Here is a 16,005-nt window from a genome sequence, read left to right on the forward strand (position 1 = left end):
CATGCCCGCAGTAGGGAACGTCCTCATCGTCGGCGGCGGCACCGCCGGCCCCGCCCTGGCCATCCTGCTCGCCCGCGCCGGCGTCACCGTGGACGTCGCCGAGATCGAGCCCGGCCCCACCACGCTCGGCTCCGGCATCACGCTACAGGGCAACGCGCTGCGGGTGCTGCGCGACCTCGGCGTGTGGGAGGAGGTGAGCGCGGCCGGGTTCGCGTTCGACTCGCTCGGGCTGCGCACCCCGGGCGGCGACCTGATCGCCGAGATCCCCGACGCCCGCACCGGCGGCCCCGGCCTGCCCGCGACGCTCGGCATGAACCGCCCCGAGCTGGCGGCCATCCTGGCCGCCGCCATGCGCGAGGCGGGCGCCACCATGCGGTACGGCCTCACCGTGGACGCCGTGTCGGGCACCGTGTCCAGCACCGTGTCCAGCACCGTGTCCAGTACCGTGTCGGGCACCGCGCCGGGCATGGTGTCGGACAACGTGCCGGGCATGGTGTCGGACAACGTGCCGGGCATGGTGTCGGACAACGGGCCGGGCATGGTGTCGGACAACGGGCCGGGCATGGTGTCGGACAACGCGCCGGGTGCGATGTCGGACACGGTTGAGGTCACCTTCTCCGACGGCACCACCGGCGCCTACGACCTGGTGGTGGGCGCCGACGGCATCCGCTCGCACGTCCGCGCCCTGATCGGCGTCGAGGCCGCGCCCGAGCCGGTCGGCATGGGAATCTGGCGCATCCACACCCGCCGCCCCAAGGACGTCGAGCGCACCGACCTGATCTACGGCGGCCCCTGCTTCATCGCCGGCTACTGCCCGACCGGCGCCGACACCATGTACGCGTACCTGGTCGAGAAGGCGCGCCCGCGCGAGGACGTCGGCGACAAGGCCGCGCACCTGCGCGCGCTCGCCGAAGGGTACGGCGGCGCCTGGGACGAGATCCGCGCCGGCATCACCGACCCGGCCCGCATCAACTACACCTGGTTCGAGTCGCTGCTGGTGGACCGGCCGTGGAACCGGGGCCGCACCGTCCTGATCGGCGACGCCGCGCACGCCTGCCCGCCCACCCTCGCCCAGGGCGCCGCCCAGTGCCTGGAGGACGCCGCCGTCCTGGCCGAGCTGCTGCTCGCCGCCGACCGGCTCGACCAGGGCCTGTTCGACGCGTTCATGGACCGCCGGTACGACCGGGTCAAGGCCGTGGTCGAGGCGTCGGTGCGGCTGGCCCGCTGGCAGCTCGACGGGGTGCGCGACGCGGACGTGCCCGGTCTGATGGGCACGATCGCGGCGATGGTGAGCGAACGCCCATGATCACCGTTGACGTGCACGCGCACGTCCTGCTGCCGGAGGTCGAGCAGGCCGTGGCCGGGCAGCCGGGGCTGGAGGCGCACCGGGAGCTGGACGCCCGCCGCAACGGGCCCGAGGCCCTGGCCGTGTCGGGGGCGATGATCGGCGAGCGAATCGGGCTGCTCACGCGGGCCGCCGATCGGCTGGCGGCGATGGACGCGGCAGGGGTGGACGTGCAGGTCGTCAGCCCGTCGCCGTCCCACTACCACTACTGGGCCGACCCGGGCCTGGCCCGCACGGTGTGGCGGCTGGCGAACGAGGGCGTGGCCGCCCACTGCGCCTCCGGGCGGCCAGGCCCGGCCTCGCCTCAGCGCCCCGAGCCGCTGCAAGGGCTCGGCGTGGCCCCGTCTCAGCGCCCCGCGCGGCTGCAAGGGCTCGGCGTGGCCCCGTCTCAGCGCCCCGCGCGGCTGCAAGGGCTCGGCGTGGCCCCGTCTCAGCGTCCGGGGCGGCTGCACGGGCTCGGTCTGGCCCCGCTTCAGCACCCTTCGCTGCTGGTCGAGGCCCTCGACCACGCGCTCGGCCTGGGCCTCAAGGGCGTGGAGATCTCCTCCCACGCCCCCGGACGCGACCTGTCCGACCCCGCCTACGAGCCGTTCTGGGCGCACGCCGCCGGGACGGGCGCGGTGGTGTTCCTGCACCCGTTCGGCTGCACCCTGGACGAGCGCCTGAACCGCTGGTACCTGTCCAACCTCGTCGGCCACCCCGTCGAGAACGCCGTCGCCCTGTCCCACCTGATCTTCGCGGGCGTGCTCGACCGCCACCCCGGGCTGAAGCTGCTGGCGGCGCACGGCGGCGGTTACCTGCCGTACTACCTGGGCCGCGCCGACCACGGCTGGCGGGTCCGCCCCGACGCCCGCACCTGCGCCCGCGAGCCCAGCAGCTACCTGCGCGACCTGCACTTCGACTCCCTCACCCACGACCCGGCGGTGCTGCGCGAGCTGGTCAGGGTGGCCGGGCAGGAGCGGGTGCTGCTCGGCTCCGACTTCCCCTTCGACATGGGCGACCCCGACCCGCTCGCCGCCCTGCGCGCGGCCGGGCTGGCGGACACCCCCGTACGCGGCGGCAACGCCGCAAGGCTCTTCGACCTGAAGGATCCCGCATGAGACTCATCACCCACCTGCGGCACGTCGATCTGGCCGTGCCCGACTACGCCAAGCAGCGCGACTTCTACGCGGGCGTCTGGGGCCTGACCGAGGTCGCCAATGACAACGGCATCAGCTTCCTGGCCGCCGAGGGCTCGCCCGAGCAGTACGTCATCCGGCTGCGCAAGGCGGGGGAGAAGCGCCTGGACCTGGTCTCTTTCGGCGCCGCCACCCCGGCGGACGTGGACGCCCTGGCCGAGCGGCTGCGCGCCGCGCAGGTGGGGATCATCTCCGAGCCGGGCAAGCTGGACACCCCCGGCGGCGGCTACGGCTTCCGCTTCTTCGACCTCGACGGCCGCACCGTCGAGGTCTCCGCCGACGTCGCCGTCCGTAAGCACCGCAAGCTGGAGGCCAAGGAGTCCGTCCCGGTCCGCCTCTCGCACGTCGTGCTCAACGCGCCCGACATCGACGCCACCCGCACCTGGTACGAGACCCACCTCGGCTTCGCCCTGTCCGACACCCTCGCCCACCCGCACATGGGCCAGGTCATGCACTTCATGCGCTGCAACCCGCGGCACCACAGCATGGCCATCGCCCGCGGCCCGCACGCCAGCCTGCACCACATCAGCTTCGAGCTGCGCGGCCTCGACGAGTACATGTACGGCACGGGCCGCCTGCTGCGCGCCGGAGTCCGGATGATCTGGGGACCGGGCCGCCACCTGGCGGGCGACAACACGTTCTCCTACTTCATGGACCCGCACGGCAACACCGTCGAGTACACCACCGAGCTGGAGGAGCTGGACGAGGACGCCTGGCACCCGCACGTCTACGACTTCTCCGAGCCGGAGGTCACCGACCAGTGGGGCACCGCCAACCCGATGAACGAGCTGGTCGCCAAGGAATCGTTCAACGACGTCGACCGCGGCGTCTTCGTCGCCCCGCCCGTCTGATGAGGATCGCCACCTTCACCCACCGCGGACGCACCCGCTGCGGCCTCGTCCAAGACCACGTGGTGCGGCCCCTGCCCGACGGCGTCGGCCCGCTCGACGTCCCCCATGACGTGCGAACCGGCGTGCCCATCCCCCTGGCGGACGTGCGGCTGCTCGCCCCGTTCCAGCCGCCCACCGTCCGCGACTTCGTCGCGTTCGAGGAGCACGTCGAGGGCGTGCGCAGGAGCGTTGACGGCCGTTCCGGGGTGCCGGACGCCTGGTACGACGCCCCCGCCTTCTACTTCACCAACCCGTACGCCGTCATCGGCCCGCACGACGACGTGCCGATGCCGCCCGGCTGCCACGCCTTCGACTTCGAGCTGGAGGTCGCCGCCGTCATCGGCTCGCCGGGCCGCGACCTCACCCCTTCGCGGGCGCGGCAGCACATCGCCGGATACCTGATCATGAACGACTGGTCGGCCCGAGACCTGCAGTCCCGCGAGATGCAGGTCAACCTGGGCCCGGCCAAGGGCAAGGACACCGCCACCACCCTCGGCCCGTGGCTCGTCACGGCGGACGAGCTGGAGCCGTACCGCGACGCCGAAGGCTTCCTGAGCCTGGGGCTCACCGTCAGCGTCAACGGCACCGAGATCGGCCGCGACCTGCTGTCCAACATGGGCTGGCCGTTCGAGGAGCTCGTCGCCTACGCCTCGCGCGGCACCTGGGTCCGGCCCGGCGACGTGCTCGGCTCCGGCACCTGCGGCAACGGCGGCTGCCTCGCCGAGCTGTGGGGGCTGCGCGGCGAGCAGTCCCCGCCGCCGCTCAAGCCGGGCGACGTGGTCGAGATCGCCGTCGAGGGCATCGGCTCGATCCGCAACACCGTGGTCCCGGGCGCGGCCCCCGTACCCATCCCCCGAGCCAGGCCCCGCCCGAGAAGCCGCCCGGCCTGATCAACGCGCGCCGCGCCGAGGTAGGTTGAGCCGGGAGATCTCTTCACTTCGGCGATGGGGATGGGGATGGGGATGGGGATGGCCGAGGGCCTTTTACTCGTGGTGTGGGGGATCGTGCCGGCGGTGCTGTTGTTCTTCATCGTCTACTGGGCGGTGCGGCTGGCGATCAGGGACGAGAGGCGACGCTCCGAGGGCGGGCCCCGGCGGCGCAGAGTGCGCCGCCAGCCGCAGTGAGGCCGCTCAGCCGCAGTGTTCGAACGGGCTGGTGTACGAGCTGCTCCCCACGGACCCGCCCCACTTGACGCACTGCCCGGCCGCCGACCGCACCACAGGCCCCGCGTAGTAGCCGAAGCTGCCCGAGTTGGTCGTCCTGCTCTCCCCTTGCGGCTCCAGGAAGGCCGACATCGACGACGCCGTCCCCACGTTAGTCGTCTTCAGCGTCGCGACGCAGTTGTTGCCGTTGCCCGAGTTGTAGAGCAGGTACGTGCGCCCCCCGGTGAGCGCCGCGGAGTCGATCACCGTGTAGCCGCTGCCGCACACCTCCTCGGCCGTGTAGGGGTTGCCGCCGCCGCACGAGTTGGTGCTGGTGACGGCCTTCTTCTGGCCCAGGGCGATGGTCACGCCGTCCACGGTCGGGCTGGTGTCCATCGCCCCGGTGGAGGTGCGCTGCTCGTAGTGCAGGTGCGGGGCGTTGGAGCCGCCGGTGGAGCCGACGGTGCCGATGGCGGTGCCCTGCCCGACGCTCATCGAGCCGCCGGCGGCGCGCGCCATGGTGGCGAGGTGGGCGTAGCGGGTTCTGGTGCCGTCGCCGTGGCGGATCTCGATCCACTTGCCGTAGCTGGTGTTGCCGGCGTCGTAGAAGTAGGCGGTGCCGGCGGCTGTGGCGCGGACGGTCTCGCCGTTGATGTCGTCGCCGCCGTAGTCCTGCCAGTCGATCGAGCCCGACGGGTTGTGGTCGGGCAGCCAGTTGTTGGCGTAGAAGGTCTTTCCGCAGTTGAACGGGCTCTTGTGGGTGGCCAGGGCGGTGCTGGAGTCGGCTGAGGCGGGCTGGGGGAGCAGCGCCGCCGCGAGGGCGAGGGCGGCCAGGGGCAGGACGGGCTTACCGATCTTGGGCATGCTCACCTCGTGAAGCAGGGGGTGGAGGGGGGTACGGTCGAACGCCCAGTCGCTCCGCCCCGGGTGAGGGGCGGCTTGATCGTGAAGATATCCCCGAAAGATCTCTTCATCAATCCCTGTCGATGTGAAAGTTTCCGGCTTCTCCGATGACGGGAAGATGACGCGCCCCCACAGGCCTCTTGTCACAGCGCCGCGGACTGCGTCGTCTAACAGGTATGCACACCGCCCATGAGTTCGAGCGGTACCGGCCCCATCTCACCGAGGTCGCCTACCGGATGCTCGGCACGCTGGCCGACGCCGAGGACGTCGTACAAGAGGCGTACCTGCGCTTCGTCCGCGCGCGCGGCAGCGAGCCGCGCGACGTGCGGGCCTGGCTCACCACGGTCGTCGCCCGCATCTGCCTGGACGAGCTGGGCTCCGCCAGGGCCAGGCGCGAGAGCTACGTCGGGCAGTGGCTGCCCGAGCCGCTCGTCGGCGCCCCGGCCGTGCCGGGGCCGGAGGACCGGGTCACCCTGGACGAGTCGGTCAGCATGGCGGTGCTCGTCCTGCTCGAATCGCTCAGCCCGGCGGAGCGGACCGCGTTCGTGCTGCGCGAGGTGTTCGGCCTGTCCTATGAGGAGGTCGCCCGCACGGTCGGCCGCAGCGAGGCGGCCTGCCGCCAGCTCGTCGCCAGGGCCAGGGCGCACGTCCGCGCCCGCGCGCCGCGCTTCACCCCCGACCGGGGGCAGCACGCCAACGCGGTGGAGGCGTTCGCGAAGGCGTGCTTCCACGGCGGCGTCGAGGAGCTGGTACGCGTCCTGGACCCGAAGGTCGTGCTGCGCTCCGACGGCGGAGGCCTGGTGCCAGGGGTGGCGCGCCGCCCCGTCACCGGCGCGGTGAACGTCGCCCGGCTGCTGCTCGGCGTCGTGGCCAGGAACGCCGTCACACCGCGGACGAGCACGGTCAACGGCTCGGCGGGCCTGGTGTTCGAGGCCGGCGGGACGGTCGTCGGGGTGATGGGCTTCACCGTGGCGGGCGGCCTGATCACCGAGCTGGACCTCGTGGTCAACCCCGGCAAGCTGCGCCGGGTCACCCAGTGAAGGAGAGAGCACGTGTCGTCACTCGCGTACACCCGCAAGGGCGCCGGACCGCCCCTCGTGCTGCTGCACGGCCTCGGCGCCATGCGCGACGCCTGGAACCCGGTCATCCCCGCGCTCGCCGAGCGCTTCGACGTGGTGGCCGTCGATCTGCCCGGGTTCGGGGAGTCCGAGCCGCTGCCCGAACGCATCGAGCCGTTACCGGCCGCCCTGGCGGCGATCGTCGCGGACTTCCTGCGCGGCCTCGGCATCGACTCGCCGCACCTCGCCGGCCACTCGCTCGGCGGCTGGGTCGCGCTCGAACTCGCCGCCATCCGCCCGGCCGCCTCGCTCACCCTGGTGTCGCCGGCGGGCCTGTGGCGCGGTGACACGCCGCTCTACCAGCGGATCAGCCTGCGCATGATCCGGTGGGGCGCCGAGCACGCCACCGGCCTGCTGTCGCGCCTGGTGGACTTCCGGCTGGGACGCGTACTCGTCCTCGGTCAGACCCACGCCAGGCCCCTGCGGGTGACGCCTGGCCAGGCCCGCGCGAGCATCGAGGCCATGGGACGCTGCCCCGGCTTCGCCGCCACGCTGCAGGCCACGGCCAGGCGCCGATACCTGGCGGGCGCGCCGCTGGGCGTCCCGACGACCGTCGCGTTCGGCTCGCGGGACCTGCTGCTCCTGCCCGGGGTGGCCCGCCACCTCGACGAGCTGCCGCCCGACGTGCGCGTCGGGTCGCTGCCCGGCTGCGGCCACGTCTGCATGAGCGACGACCCGGACGCGGTCGCCGCCCTCATCACCAAATCGGCCTGGAACGTTCCAGAACCTCGCTGACCAGGGCGCTCCGGAACATTCCGGGGCACCGCTGACCCGGGCGTCCTGGAACGGCGCCACTGAGCCGGACGTCCTGGAGCGACGCTGTTCGCCGGAGCCTTCTGGAGCGGCGCCCCTGACGCGGGCGTTCTGGAGCGGCGCTGCTCGCCTGGGCGTTCTGGAGCGGCGCCGCTCGCCTGGGCGTTCTGGAGCGGCGCTGCTCGCCTGGGCGTTCTGGAGCGGCGCCGCTCGCCTGGGCGTTCTGGAGCGGCGCCGCTCGTCCGGGTGTTCCGGAACGCTCCGTGGCGCCGCAGGCTCGGCGAGGGCTCAGGTCTCGATGCCGTGCCGGAGCATCCGCCAGATCCGCGCCGCCGTCTCCGTGCGCTCGGACGCCGGGATCTCGGTGAGCATGAGCGCCAGCATGCCGACCGCCAGCACCAGGTCGCCGGTGGAGACGTCGGCGCGGATCCGCCCCGCGCGCTGGGCCTCGGCCAGCCCGGACTCCAGCAGCCGCGCCAGCCGCTCGCGGACCGCCAGGATCCGCGGGTCGGGCTGCGGCGGGATGCTGACCATGGTGATGAACGTGGTCTGCGCGATGGCCTGCTCGGTGACCAGGGCCAGCACCTCGTCGAGCGTGGTGCCGGGCTTGGCGGCCAGCGACTCCAGCTCGGCGATGCTGTCCTCGAAGACGGCGAGGGCGAGGCTGACGCGATCGGGGAAGTGCCGGTAGAGGCTGCCCTGCCCGACTCCGGCCGCCCGCGCCACCTCGGTGAGCGAGGCGTCGTACCCGGCGGTCGCGAACGCCTCGCGGGCCGCCGCGATCAACGCGGCCCTGTTGTGGGCCGCGGCCCTCGGGCCTCGGTTGGGTCGACGGGCGGCGGTCACAGCGGCTATCGTACCAACCGGACGAGACAGTCCGGTTGTCGCGGGAGCGGCCCACCCGACCGAGAGGACCACCTTGACCATGACCTTCGACGACCGTGTCGCCCTCGTGACGGGTGCGGGCTCGGGCATCGGCAGGGCGATGGCCGTCGCCTTCGCCAAGGCCGGCGCCCGCGTCGTGGCCTGCGACATCGACCCCGACAGCGCCGCGAGCACCGCCGCCGACGTCGCCGGCACCGCCGTCGCCGCCGACATCGGCGACGAGTCCTCGGTGGCCGCGCTCGTCGAGGCGGCGATCAGCGCGTACGGGCGGATCGACGTGCTGTGCAACAACGCCGGGATCATGGACACCATGGCCCTGCCCGCCGACATCCCCCTCGACCAGTGGGAGCGGGTGCTGCGGATCAACCTGACCGGCACCTTCCTGGTCACCCACGCGGTGCTGCCGCACATGCTGCGCCAGGGCGGCGGCGCGATCGTCAACACCGCCTCCGAGGCGGGCATCCGCGGCGGCGCGGCCGGCGCCGCCTACACCGCCTCCAAGCACGGCGTCGTCGGCCTGACCAAGAGCGTCGCCTGGGCCTACGCCAAGGACGGCATCCGCTGCAACGCCATCCTGCCCGGCCCCACGATGACCAACATCGCCAACGGCACGTCCTTCGACGCCACCGGCGCCGCCCGCCTCGGGCCCGTGCTCGCCCTGGGGGAGCGGCTGGCCCAGCCGGAGCAGATGGCCGAGGCGGCGCTCTTCCTGGCCTCGGACGCCGCCTCGTTCGTCAACGGCGCGATCGTCCCGGTGGACGGCGGTTGGTCCGCGGCCTGAAAGCGCGCTCAGCCTCCGCCGCCACCACCACCGCCGTCGCCCCCCGAGCAACCGCCGCCATCGCCTCCCGAGTAGCTCGCGCTGTCACCGCCACCGAACCCCCAGCCTCCACCGCCGAACACGGTGTGGTGGTGGTGATGCGCGGAGTGCCCGCGCCGTGCGGGCCGCCGCCGCCCCGAAGGCCGCCCGCCCGTAAGCGACACGACCATGCTCACAATGATGATCACGAACGCGATCACGAAGACCGCCGCCAAGATCGTCGAGAACGTCACAGAATCATCCCCCCGGGAAAGTCCTGGAACCGCCTACACCCTCACGCTAGACACGGCACTTCCTCTCAAAGGGCTTTTGCTCTTTCTGCTGGCACGGCAACGGCCGTGACCCGGGAGCCGGTCACGACGAGCCCCAGGCAGACCAGGGCGGCGACGGCCACCGCGGCGAGCATGACCGGGTAGGACAGCCAGGCCGACAGCGTGGCCAGCAGGGTCGGCAGCAGGAACCCCGCGTAGGCGAGCGTGTAGTAGATCCCGGTCAGCCCGGCCAGGTCGTCCGCCCCCGCCATCCGCTGGATCTCCAGCAGCCCCGACACCACCGCGACGCCGTACGCGGCCCCCAAAACTGCGGCGGCGCAGGCGGCCAGCCAGGGCGACAGCACCACGGCGTTCGCCGCGCACAGCATCGCGCCGAGGAGCGTCACGCTCATCGCCACCACCGGAGCGCCCGCCCGCAGCCTCTTGGCGACCGGCTGGACGGCCACGCCCATGCCCAGCGTCAGCACGGTCAGCCCCGTCGCGTACGCCAGTCCCCAGGACCCCACGCGGAAGCCGACGAGCTGCGGCATGACCGCGTACGCCAGCCCGGCCGCGCCGAACACCCACGGCGCCATCGGCAGCACCACCAGCCGGAACCGCCGGCGGGAGGGCGCGGGCACGCGCAGGTCGTCCACCAGGGCGGAGAGCAGGCCGCGCAGCGGGAGCCGCGGCCGGGTCTCCGGCACCCGCAGGAGCAGCACGGGGATCGCCGCCGTGAGCAGCACATGCACGACGTACGGGGTGACCATGGGCGCAGGACCCCACTGGGCGAGCGCGCCCGCGACGCCCGCCCCCAGCCCGAACCCGGCCGTCTGGCAGAGCGAGGCGCGGCGCGCGGGCAGCCCGCTGTCGCCGCCGGACGACAGCTCCTTGACCCAGCTCGTGCCCACGGCCATGGCGACGCCGACCGCGAAGCCGGTGATCAGGCGGCCCGCGTAGATGGGCCAGGCGCCGTGGCCGCCGAAGCAGAGCACCAGGCTCGCGACGGCCGACGCGACGGTGCCCGCCACCAGCACGGGACGCCGCCCGCGCCGGTCGGACAGCGGCCCGGCCAGCAGCAGGCCCGGCACGAGGCCCACGACGTACGCGCCGAGGAAGGCGTCCACGCTGAGCGCCGAGTAGCCGCCCAGGCGGCGGTACATGAGCAGCAGCGGGGTGAACTGGTTGCCGCCCCAGCCGCAGGCGAACATCGCCGCGGCGACGCCGCGCCAGGCGTTCGGACGTGACAGGGCGGAGGCGGGGAAGGTGTGCGACATGCGGAGGGCAGGGCTTTCGGGAATCGTGATCGAGGCCCTGGGGGGAGGGGCATGGGACGAGGGCTGCGGCGGGGCGGGCGGCCTGGGGCCAGCGGGGCGGGCGGCCCGGGGGGGTCAGTGGGGTGAGCCGTGTGTGGCCGTGAGGTGGTCGAGCAGCGCCTCGGAGAAGGCGGCGCTGTCACCGCTCATCAGGTGTCCGAGCAGCGTCTCGTGCTCATCGGCGAGCAGCGCCAGCCGCTCAGGCCGCGGACGCAGCGCGTGGACGCTCATCCGCCGCTGCCGATCGCCCAGGGTGGCGTAGAACCGGGCGGCCAGCCGGTTCCCCGACGCCTCGACGATGCAACGGTGAAACGCCTCGTCGGCGTGGGCGAACCCGCCGACGTCCGCCACCTCGGCCAGGGCCCGCTGCCGGGCCAGCAGCTCCCGCATCCGCCCGTGGTGCTCCTCCGGCAGACCGATGTGGGCGAGCCGCTCGGCGGCGGCGCGTTCGAGCGCCAGCCGCAGCTCCAGCACGTCCGCCGCCTCGCCGGGCGGGACCGGCACCACCACCGCGCCGCGCTTGGGGTGCAGCGCGAGCAGTTCCTCCGACTCCAGGCGCAGGAACGCCTCCCGTACGGGCGTCCTGCTCACCTGGACCCGCTCGGCGATCTCGCCCTCGCTGATGAGGCTGCCGCCGGCCAGCTCGCCGGACAGGATCAGCTCCTTGGTCACCGCGTACGCGGTGTGCGCGGCGGAGGGACGCTTCGCGGGTTCGGGCATGCCCGCAGCGTACCAGCTATGAATGCAACCTTGTATCTATGCTTGCGGCTCACACCACCTTGGTGTTCACCTCCGGGAAGTGGCAGGCGGCCGGATGCCCGGTGCCCCGGTCGATCAGGGCGGGCTCCTCCGCGGCGCAGATCTCCTGGGCCTTCCAGCAGCGCGTACGGAACCGGCACCCGCTCGGCGGGTCCAGCGGGCTCGGCACCTCGCCGGTGAGGATGATTCGCTGCCTGCGGCGCTCCTCCTCGGGGTTGGCCGTCGGCGCGGCCGACAGCAGCGCCTGCGTGTAGGGGTGGACGGGCCGGTCGTAGACGTCGTCGCGCGCGCCCGTCTCGACGATCTTGCCGAGGTACATCACCGCGACGCGGTCGGAGATGTGCCTGACCACCGACAGGTCGTGCGCGATGAAGATGTACGACAGGCCGAACGTGTCCTGGAGGTCCTCCAGCAGGTTGATCACCCCGGCCTGCACCGACACGTCCAGCGCCGACACCGGCTCGTCCAGCACCAGCAGCTTGGGCTCCAGCGCCAGGGCTCGGGCGATCCCGACGCGCTGGCGCTGGCCGCCGGAGAACTCGTGCGGGTACCGGTTGCCGTGCTCGGGGTTGAGCCCGACCAGCTCCAGCAGCTCCGACACCTTCGCGGGGCCGGTGTCCTTCCACCGCTCGTGCACCTTCAGCGGCTCGGCGATGATGTCGTTGACCGGCAGCTTCGGGTTGAGCGAGGCGTAGGGGTCCTGGAAGACGATCTGGATGTCGCGCCGCACCGCGCGCAACCGCTTCGGCGACAGCGTCGTCAGCTCGTTGCCCTCGAAGCGCACCGAGCCCGACGTGGGCTTGTGGAGCTGGAGGATGGCCCGGCCTGTCGTCGACTTGCCGCAGCCCGACTCGCCCACCACGCCGAGGGTCTCACCCTGGTCGACGTGCATGGAGACGCCGCTCACCGCCTGGATGTGGCCCGCCACCTTGCGCAGGAACCCCGCGCCGCGTACGGGGAAGCTCATCACCAGGTCCTCCACCTCCAGGAGGTGCTCCTGCGTGACCTGAACGCTCATGTGACGGGCTCACTCTCCGTACGGAACAGCGCGGTGGGATCCGCCACCGCGGCCAGTTGGTCCCAGTGGTGGCAGGCGGCGTAGTGCCCGCCCTCGTCCACCTCCGCCAGCGCGGGCTCCTCGCCGTGACAGCGGGTGTCGGCCAGCGGGCAGCGCGGCGAGAACGGGCAGCCCGACGGCAGGTTGATCAGGGAGGGTGGGGCGCCCTTGATCGGCCGCAGCCGCCCGCCCGACGTCTCCAGCGACGGCATCGAGCCGAGCAGCCCCGCGGTGTACGGCATGCGCGGCCGGTAGAAGATCGTGTCGGTGTCGCCGATCTCGACCGGCTTGCCGGCGTACATGACGAGCACCCGGTGGGCGATGCCCGCCACCACGCCGAGGTCGTGCGTGATGAGCACGATCGCGGCGTTGACGGCGTCCTTGACCTCCAGGAGCTTCTCCAGGATCTGCGCCTGGACGGTCACGTCGAGCGCGGTGGTCGGCTCGTCGGCGATGATGACGTCCGGGTTGTTGATGACCGCCATCGCGATCATCGCGCGCTGCCGCATACCGCCGGAGAACTCGTGCGGGTAGCTGCGCAGCCGCTGCTCGGCCTGCGGGATGCCGACCAGGTCGAGCATCTCCCTGGCGCGGGCGAGCGCCTGCTTGCGCGGCACGAGGTCGTGGGCGAGCACGGCCTCGGCGAGCTGGTCGCCGACGGTGTGCACCGGGTTGAGCGCGGTCATCGGGTCCTGGAAGATCATGGCGATCTTGCGTCCGCGCAGGTCGCGCCGCTTGCGGGCGGACATCTTGAGTACGTCGTCGCCGCGATAACTGATCTTGCCCCGGACGCGGGCGCCGCGCGGCAGCAGCCCCATCACGGCCAGCGACGAGACGGACTTGCCGGAGCCGGACTCGCCGACGATCCCGAGCACCTCGCGCTCGTGCAGGGCGTAGGAGACCCCGCGGACCGCCTTGACGACGCCGTCCTCGGTGGGGAACTCGACGGCCAGGTCCTTCACGCGGAGGATCTCGGCGGGAAGGTCGGTCATCAGGCACGCACCCGGGTCTGTCGAGGGTCGAACGCGTCGCGCAGACCGTCACCGATGAAGTTGATGGACAGCGCGATCGCGATGATGAAGACGCCCGGCCACCAGAACAGCCACGGGCGGGTCGTCATCGCGCTGCGGTAGGTGTCGATGAGCTGGCCGAGCGAGACGTCGGGCGGTTGCACGCCGACGCCGAGGAAGGACAGCGCCGACTCCAGCAGCACCGCGTTCGCGATGGCCAGGGTGGCGCTGACGATGATGACGCCGACCGTGTTCGGCAGGATGTGCCGGAAGATGATGCGGCGGGAGGAGGTGCCCAGCGCCCGCGCGGCCTCGACGAACTCCTTCTCGCGCAGCGATAGGAACTCGCCGCGGATCAGCCGGCTCAGCGTGGGCCAGGTGACCAGGCCGATGCAGACGGCCAGGATGACGATGCCCGAGTCGCCGAACGTGCGGCCGACGATGGCGGCGATGATGAGCACCGGGATGGTGATCATCACGTCGGTCAGCCGCATGAGCACCGCTTCGGTCTTTTTCCTGAAATATCCGGCGAAGGCGCCGGCCAGCGTGCCGACCGTCGTCGCGACGAGCCCGACGATGAACGCGACGATGATCGACTGCTGGGTGCCGCGCATGGTGAGCGCGAAGTAGTCGATGCCGATGTTGTCCTGGCCGAACGGGTGCTCGCCCCAGCGGATGCCCTCGCCGCCCAGGAACTCCGGCACCAGGCTCAGCGTCGGCCTGCCCTGGTCGACCACCGACCCGGTGGACAGGTAGCTCTTGTCCCACCAGCCCGGGACGGGCCCGAACCCGATGGAGGTGAACGCCAGCAGGACGACGGAGCCGAAGACCAGCATGCCGATGAGCGCCGCCCGGTGCCGGAAGAAGCGGCGGCGGACGAGCTGGCTCTGCGTGCGGGCGACGACGGTCATGCCCTGCGCGGCCACCGCGGCCTGCGCATCGATCGCCATGGGCGGCTCTCCTGTGGGTCCGGAGTGATCGGCGGTGTACTGGCCGCTCATGACAGCCTGATCCGCGGGTCGAGGTAGGCGTAGATGATGTCGGCGAGCATGTTGAACAGCACGATCGCGCTCCCGGAGACGATGAAGAACGCCATGACAGGGGCCGGGTCCACCTGTTGCAGCCCGTGCAGGAACAGGCTGCCCATGCCCTGCCAGCCGAACACGTTCTCGGTCACGATCGCGCCGCCGATCACGCCCGCGAAGTCGAAGGCCATCAACGTGGTGATGGGGATCATCCCGTTGCGGAAGGCGTGCTTGGTGACCACCGTACGCTCGGCCAGGCCCTTGGCCCGCGCGGTGCGCACGTAGTCCAGGTTCATCACCTCCAGCATGCTGGAGCGGCTGTAACGCGTGTAGGTGGCCAGCGAGATCAGGATCAGCGCCATCGTCGGCAGCAGGAGGTGGCCCGCCACGTCGAGGTTGGTCTGCCAGAAGTCGCCCTCGAAGTTGGGGGTGCTGGAGCCGATCGTGGCGATCGGGCGCCCGCGTACGTAGTCGCTGTACTCCGCGAAGCCGCGCAGCATGCGGTCCAGGAAGATCAGCCCGGCGGTGACCAGCCCGGTCAGGACGGCGGCGAGGATCGCCTGGCGGCGCAGCAGCCCGCCGAGCGCGTAGCCGAGCCCCACGCAGACGGCCACCGTCAGCAGCGCCAGGCCGAAGATCTCCAGCCAGCTCGGGTCGGCCAGCACCGGATCCAGGAGCTGCGAGCAGAGCACGCCGATCCCCGCGGCCGAGAGTGCGGCGTAGAGCGGGTCGCGGTAGCGCAGCCCGGAGATCAGCGCGGTGACGCCGACCGCGGTGCCGCCCGCGAGAATCGCCAGCAGGACGACGCCGATGCCGGGATCGGCGAACCAGCGGGTGGCCGACAGCAGCGTCAGCGTCAGGGCCGTGGCGGCGGCGCCGAGGCCGAACGCGGCCAGCCGCGCCTGCCGGCCGCCGACCCAGAGCGCGCCCCAGATCAGCCCGGCGACCAGCGAGATCACCGCGATGACCGCGGGCGGGATGACGGGGTCGCCCAGCCAGTCGTTGAACTCGATCGCGATGTACTGCTTGAGCATCACCGCGACCCAGAAGAGCGGGAGCGAGAAGCAGACGAAGGCGGTGAAGGTCACCGAGTAGTCGAAGCCGCTGTACTGCCGCAGCGCCGAGACGATGCCCACGACGACGCCGATGATGACGGCCAGCACGGTGGCGGCCACGACGAGCTGGAGGGTGGCCGAGAGGGCGTTGCCGAGCAGCACGGCCACGTCCTGGCCGTCGCGGTTGACGCCGAGGTCGCCACGGAACAGGTTCCCGAGCCAGGCCAGGTATCTGAGGGGGAGGGGAGTGTCGAGGTTCATCCGCTCGACGCGGTCGGCGATCTTCCGTTCCCGGTCGGCGCCCGGGAGCTCCCTGAGGTCTTCCAGCGGGTCGCCCGCGAGCGCCGTCAGCCCGTAGATGACCATGGTGGCCGCCAGGAGCACGAAGAAGGAGACGATCAATCTTCGCGCGATGAAGGCGATCACTCGCTATCTCCTTGGTTCATGAGTGGTGCTGGCGCGGAGCGGGGGGCCCGGGAGTCCTCCGCTCCGCGCCGG

The 16,005-nt window shown here is 72.2% G+C and carries 17 protein-coding genes; 8 read left to right on the plus strand and 9 right to left on the minus strand.

All coding sequences use genetic code 11. From position 1 onward, the window contains the following. Position 1 precedes the first annotated feature (1 nt). From ABD331_RS44145 to ABD331_RS44165, 5 genes are read left to right on the plus strand one after another with little or no spacing between them, the layout of a single operon-like run. Positions 2–1,306, plus strand: coding sequence for an FAD-dependent monooxygenase (locus ABD331_RS44145; protein WP_344489077.1), 1,305 nt, complete (start codon positions 2–4; stop codon positions 1,304–1,306). Further along, complete coding sequence (locus ABD331_RS44150) at positions 1,303–2,445, plus strand: amidohydrolase family protein (RefSeq protein ID WP_344489080.1); 1,143 nt, start codon at positions 1,303–1,305, stop codon at positions 2,443–2,445. The genes ABD331_RS44145 and ABD331_RS44150 overlap by 4 nt, the downstream gene beginning before the upstream one ends. Beyond that, a complete protein-coding gene (locus tag ABD331_RS44155; protein WP_344489083.1) occupies positions 2,442–3,374 on the plus strand; it encodes a VOC family protein in 933 nt (310 codons plus the stop codon). The genes ABD331_RS44150 and ABD331_RS44155 overlap by 4 nt, the downstream gene beginning before the upstream one ends. Further along, positions 3,374–4,303, plus strand: coding sequence for a fumarylacetoacetate hydrolase family protein (locus ABD331_RS44160; protein WP_344489086.1), 930 nt, complete (start codon positions 3,374–3,376; stop codon positions 4,301–4,303). Before ABD331_RS44155 ends, ABD331_RS44160 begins: the two co-directional genes overlap by 1 nt. Positions 4,304–4,357: 54 nt before the next feature. Further along, a complete protein-coding gene (locus ABD331_RS44165; protein WP_344489089.1) occupies positions 4,358–4,537 on the plus strand; it encodes a hypothetical protein in 180 nt (59 codons plus the stop codon). 6 nt (positions 4,538–4,543) lie between these two features. On the opposite strand, the gene ABD331_RS44170 is transcribed toward ABD331_RS44165, so the two are convergent. Beyond that, positions 4,544–5,419 carry a M23 family metallopeptidase gene (locus ABD331_RS44170; protein WP_344489092.1) on the minus strand — a complete coding sequence of 292 codons (876 nt, stop codon included), beginning with the start codon at positions 5,417–5,419 and terminating at the stop codon, positions 4,544–4,546. A 215-nt stretch (positions 5,420–5,634) separates the two neighbouring features. Here ABD331_RS44170 and sigJ point away from each other — a divergent pair, with 215 nt between their 5' ends. Both sigJ and ABD331_RS44180 read left to right on the plus strand, forming a co-directional pair. Then, positions 5,635–6,498 (plus strand): RNA polymerase sigma factor SigJ, encoded by an 864-nt coding sequence (gene sigJ / locus ABD331_RS44175; RefSeq protein ID WP_344489095.1) that lies wholly within the window; start codon positions 5,635–5,637, stop codon positions 6,496–6,498. Positions 6,499–6,510: 12 nt separating this feature from the next. Further along, on the plus strand, positions 6,511–7,311 hold the full coding sequence (locus ABD331_RS44180) for an alpha/beta fold hydrolase (RefSeq protein ID WP_344489098.1): 801 nt from the start codon (positions 6,511–6,513) through the stop codon (positions 7,309–7,311). Positions 7,312–7,617: 306 nt separating this feature from the next. Here ABD331_RS44180 and ABD331_RS44185 read toward each other — a convergent pair whose 3' ends face one another. Further along, positions 7,618–8,175: a TetR/AcrR family transcriptional regulator gene (locus ABD331_RS44185; protein WP_344489101.1), complete on the minus strand. Its 558-nt coding sequence runs from the start codon at positions 8,173–8,175 to the stop codon at positions 7,618–7,620. Between the two features lie 79 nt (positions 8,176–8,254). On the opposite strand from ABD331_RS44185, the gene ABD331_RS44190 reads away from it, so the two are divergent. After that, complete coding sequence (locus ABD331_RS44190; RefSeq protein ID WP_344489104.1) at positions 8,255–8,995, plus strand: SDR family NAD(P)-dependent oxidoreductase; 741 nt, start codon at positions 8,255–8,257, stop codon at positions 8,993–8,995. An 8-nt stretch (positions 8,996–9,003) separates the two neighbouring features. On the opposite strand, the gene ABD331_RS44195 is transcribed toward ABD331_RS44190, so the two are convergent. From ABD331_RS44195 to ABD331_RS44225, 7 genes are all read right to left on the minus strand, one after another. After that, positions 9,004–9,267 carry a hypothetical protein gene (locus ABD331_RS44195; RefSeq protein WP_344489107.1) on the minus strand — a complete coding sequence of 88 codons (264 nt, stop codon included), beginning with the start codon at positions 9,265–9,267 and terminating at the stop codon, positions 9,004–9,006. Between the two features lie 65 nt (positions 9,268–9,332). Beyond that, positions 9,333–10,562 (minus strand): MFS transporter, encoded by a 1,230-nt coding sequence (locus ABD331_RS44200; protein WP_344489110.1) that lies wholly within the window; start codon positions 10,560–10,562, stop codon positions 9,333–9,335. Between the two features lie 114 nt (positions 10,563–10,676). Beyond that, positions 10,677–11,321, minus strand: a complete 645-nt coding sequence (locus ABD331_RS44205) for a GntR family transcriptional regulator (RefSeq protein ID WP_344489113.1) — start codon at positions 11,319–11,321, stop codon at positions 10,677–10,679. A 49-nt stretch (positions 11,322–11,370) separates the two neighbouring features. Further along, entirely contained in the window at positions 11,371–12,378 is a 1,008-nt protein-coding gene (locus ABD331_RS44210; RefSeq protein ID WP_344489116.1) for an ABC transporter ATP-binding protein, read from the minus strand. Then, positions 12,375–13,409 carry an ABC transporter ATP-binding protein gene (locus ABD331_RS44215; protein WP_344489119.1) on the minus strand — a complete coding sequence of 345 codons (1,035 nt, stop codon included), beginning with the start codon at positions 13,407–13,409 and terminating at the stop codon, positions 12,375–12,377. The genes ABD331_RS44210 and ABD331_RS44215 overlap by 4 nt, the downstream gene beginning before the upstream one ends. Further along, positions 13,409–14,377, minus strand: a complete 969-nt coding sequence (locus ABD331_RS44220) for an ABC transporter permease (RefSeq protein ID WP_344489122.1) — start codon at positions 14,375–14,377, stop codon at positions 13,409–13,411. The genes ABD331_RS44215 and ABD331_RS44220 overlap by 1 nt, the downstream gene beginning before the upstream one ends. A gap of 47 nt (positions 14,378–14,424) precedes the next feature. Further along, complete coding sequence (locus ABD331_RS44225; RefSeq protein ID WP_344489125.1) at positions 14,425–15,933, minus strand: ABC transporter permease; 1,509 nt, start codon at positions 15,931–15,933, stop codon at positions 14,425–14,427. Positions 15,934–16,005 lie beyond the last annotated feature (72 nt).

Source organism: Nonomuraea monospora (assembly GCF_039531895.1).
Taxonomy (GTDB): Bacteria; Actinomycetota; Actinomycetes; order Streptosporangiales; family Streptosporangiaceae; genus Nonomuraea; species Nonomuraea monospora.

What these genes read in the sequence shown, in the direction of transcription:
- ABD331_RS44145 (WP_344489077.1), top strand. Translation starts at nt 2, where the DNA reads ATGCCCGCAGTAGGGAACGTCCTCATCGTCGGCGGCGGCACCGCCGGC.
- ABD331_RS44150 (WP_344489080.1), top strand. Translation starts at nt 1,303, where the DNA reads ATGATCACCGTTGACGTGCACGCGCACGTCCTGCTGCCGGAGGTCGAG.
- ABD331_RS44155 (WP_344489083.1), top strand. Translation starts at nt 2,442, where the DNA reads ATGAGACTCATCACCCACCTGCGGCACGTCGATCTGGCCGTGCCCGAC.
- ABD331_RS44160 (WP_344489086.1), top strand. Translation starts at nt 3,374, where the DNA reads ATGAGGATCGCCACCTTCACCCACCGCGGACGCACCCGCTGCGGCCTC.
- ABD331_RS44165 (WP_344489089.1), top strand. Translation starts at nt 4,358, where the DNA reads ATGGGGATGGGGATGGGGATGGGGATGGCCGAGGGCCTTTTACTCGTG.
- ABD331_RS44170 (WP_344489092.1), bottom strand. Translation starts at nt 5,419, where the DNA reads ATGCCCAAGATCGGTAAGCCCGTCCTGCCCCTGGCCGCCCTCGCCCTC.
- sigJ (WP_344489095.1), top strand. Translation starts at nt 5,635, where the DNA reads ATGCACACCGCCCATGAGTTCGAGCGGTACCGGCCCCATCTCACCGAG.
- ABD331_RS44190 (WP_344489104.1), top strand. Translation starts at nt 8,255, where the DNA reads ATGACCTTCGACGACCGTGTCGCCCTCGTGACGGGTGCGGGCTCGGGC.
- ABD331_RS44200 (WP_344489110.1), bottom strand. Translation starts at nt 10,562, where the DNA reads ATGTCGCACACCTTCCCCGCCTCCGCCCTGTCACGTCCGAACGCCTGG.
- ABD331_RS44205 (WP_344489113.1), bottom strand. Translation starts at nt 11,321, where the DNA reads ATGCCCGAACCCGCGAAGCGTCCCTCCGCCGCGCACACCGCGTACGCG.
- ABD331_RS44210 (WP_344489116.1), bottom strand. Translation starts at nt 12,378, where the DNA reads ATGAGCGTTCAGGTCACGCAGGAGCACCTCCTGGAGGTGGAGGACCTG.
- ABD331_RS44215 (WP_344489119.1), bottom strand. Translation starts at nt 13,409, where the DNA reads ATGACCGACCTTCCCGCCGAGATCCTCCGCGTGAAGGACCTGGCCGTC.
- ABD331_RS44220 (WP_344489122.1), bottom strand. Translation starts at nt 14,377, where the DNA reads ATGGCGATCGATGCGCAGGCCGCGGTGGCCGCGCAGGGCATGACCGTC.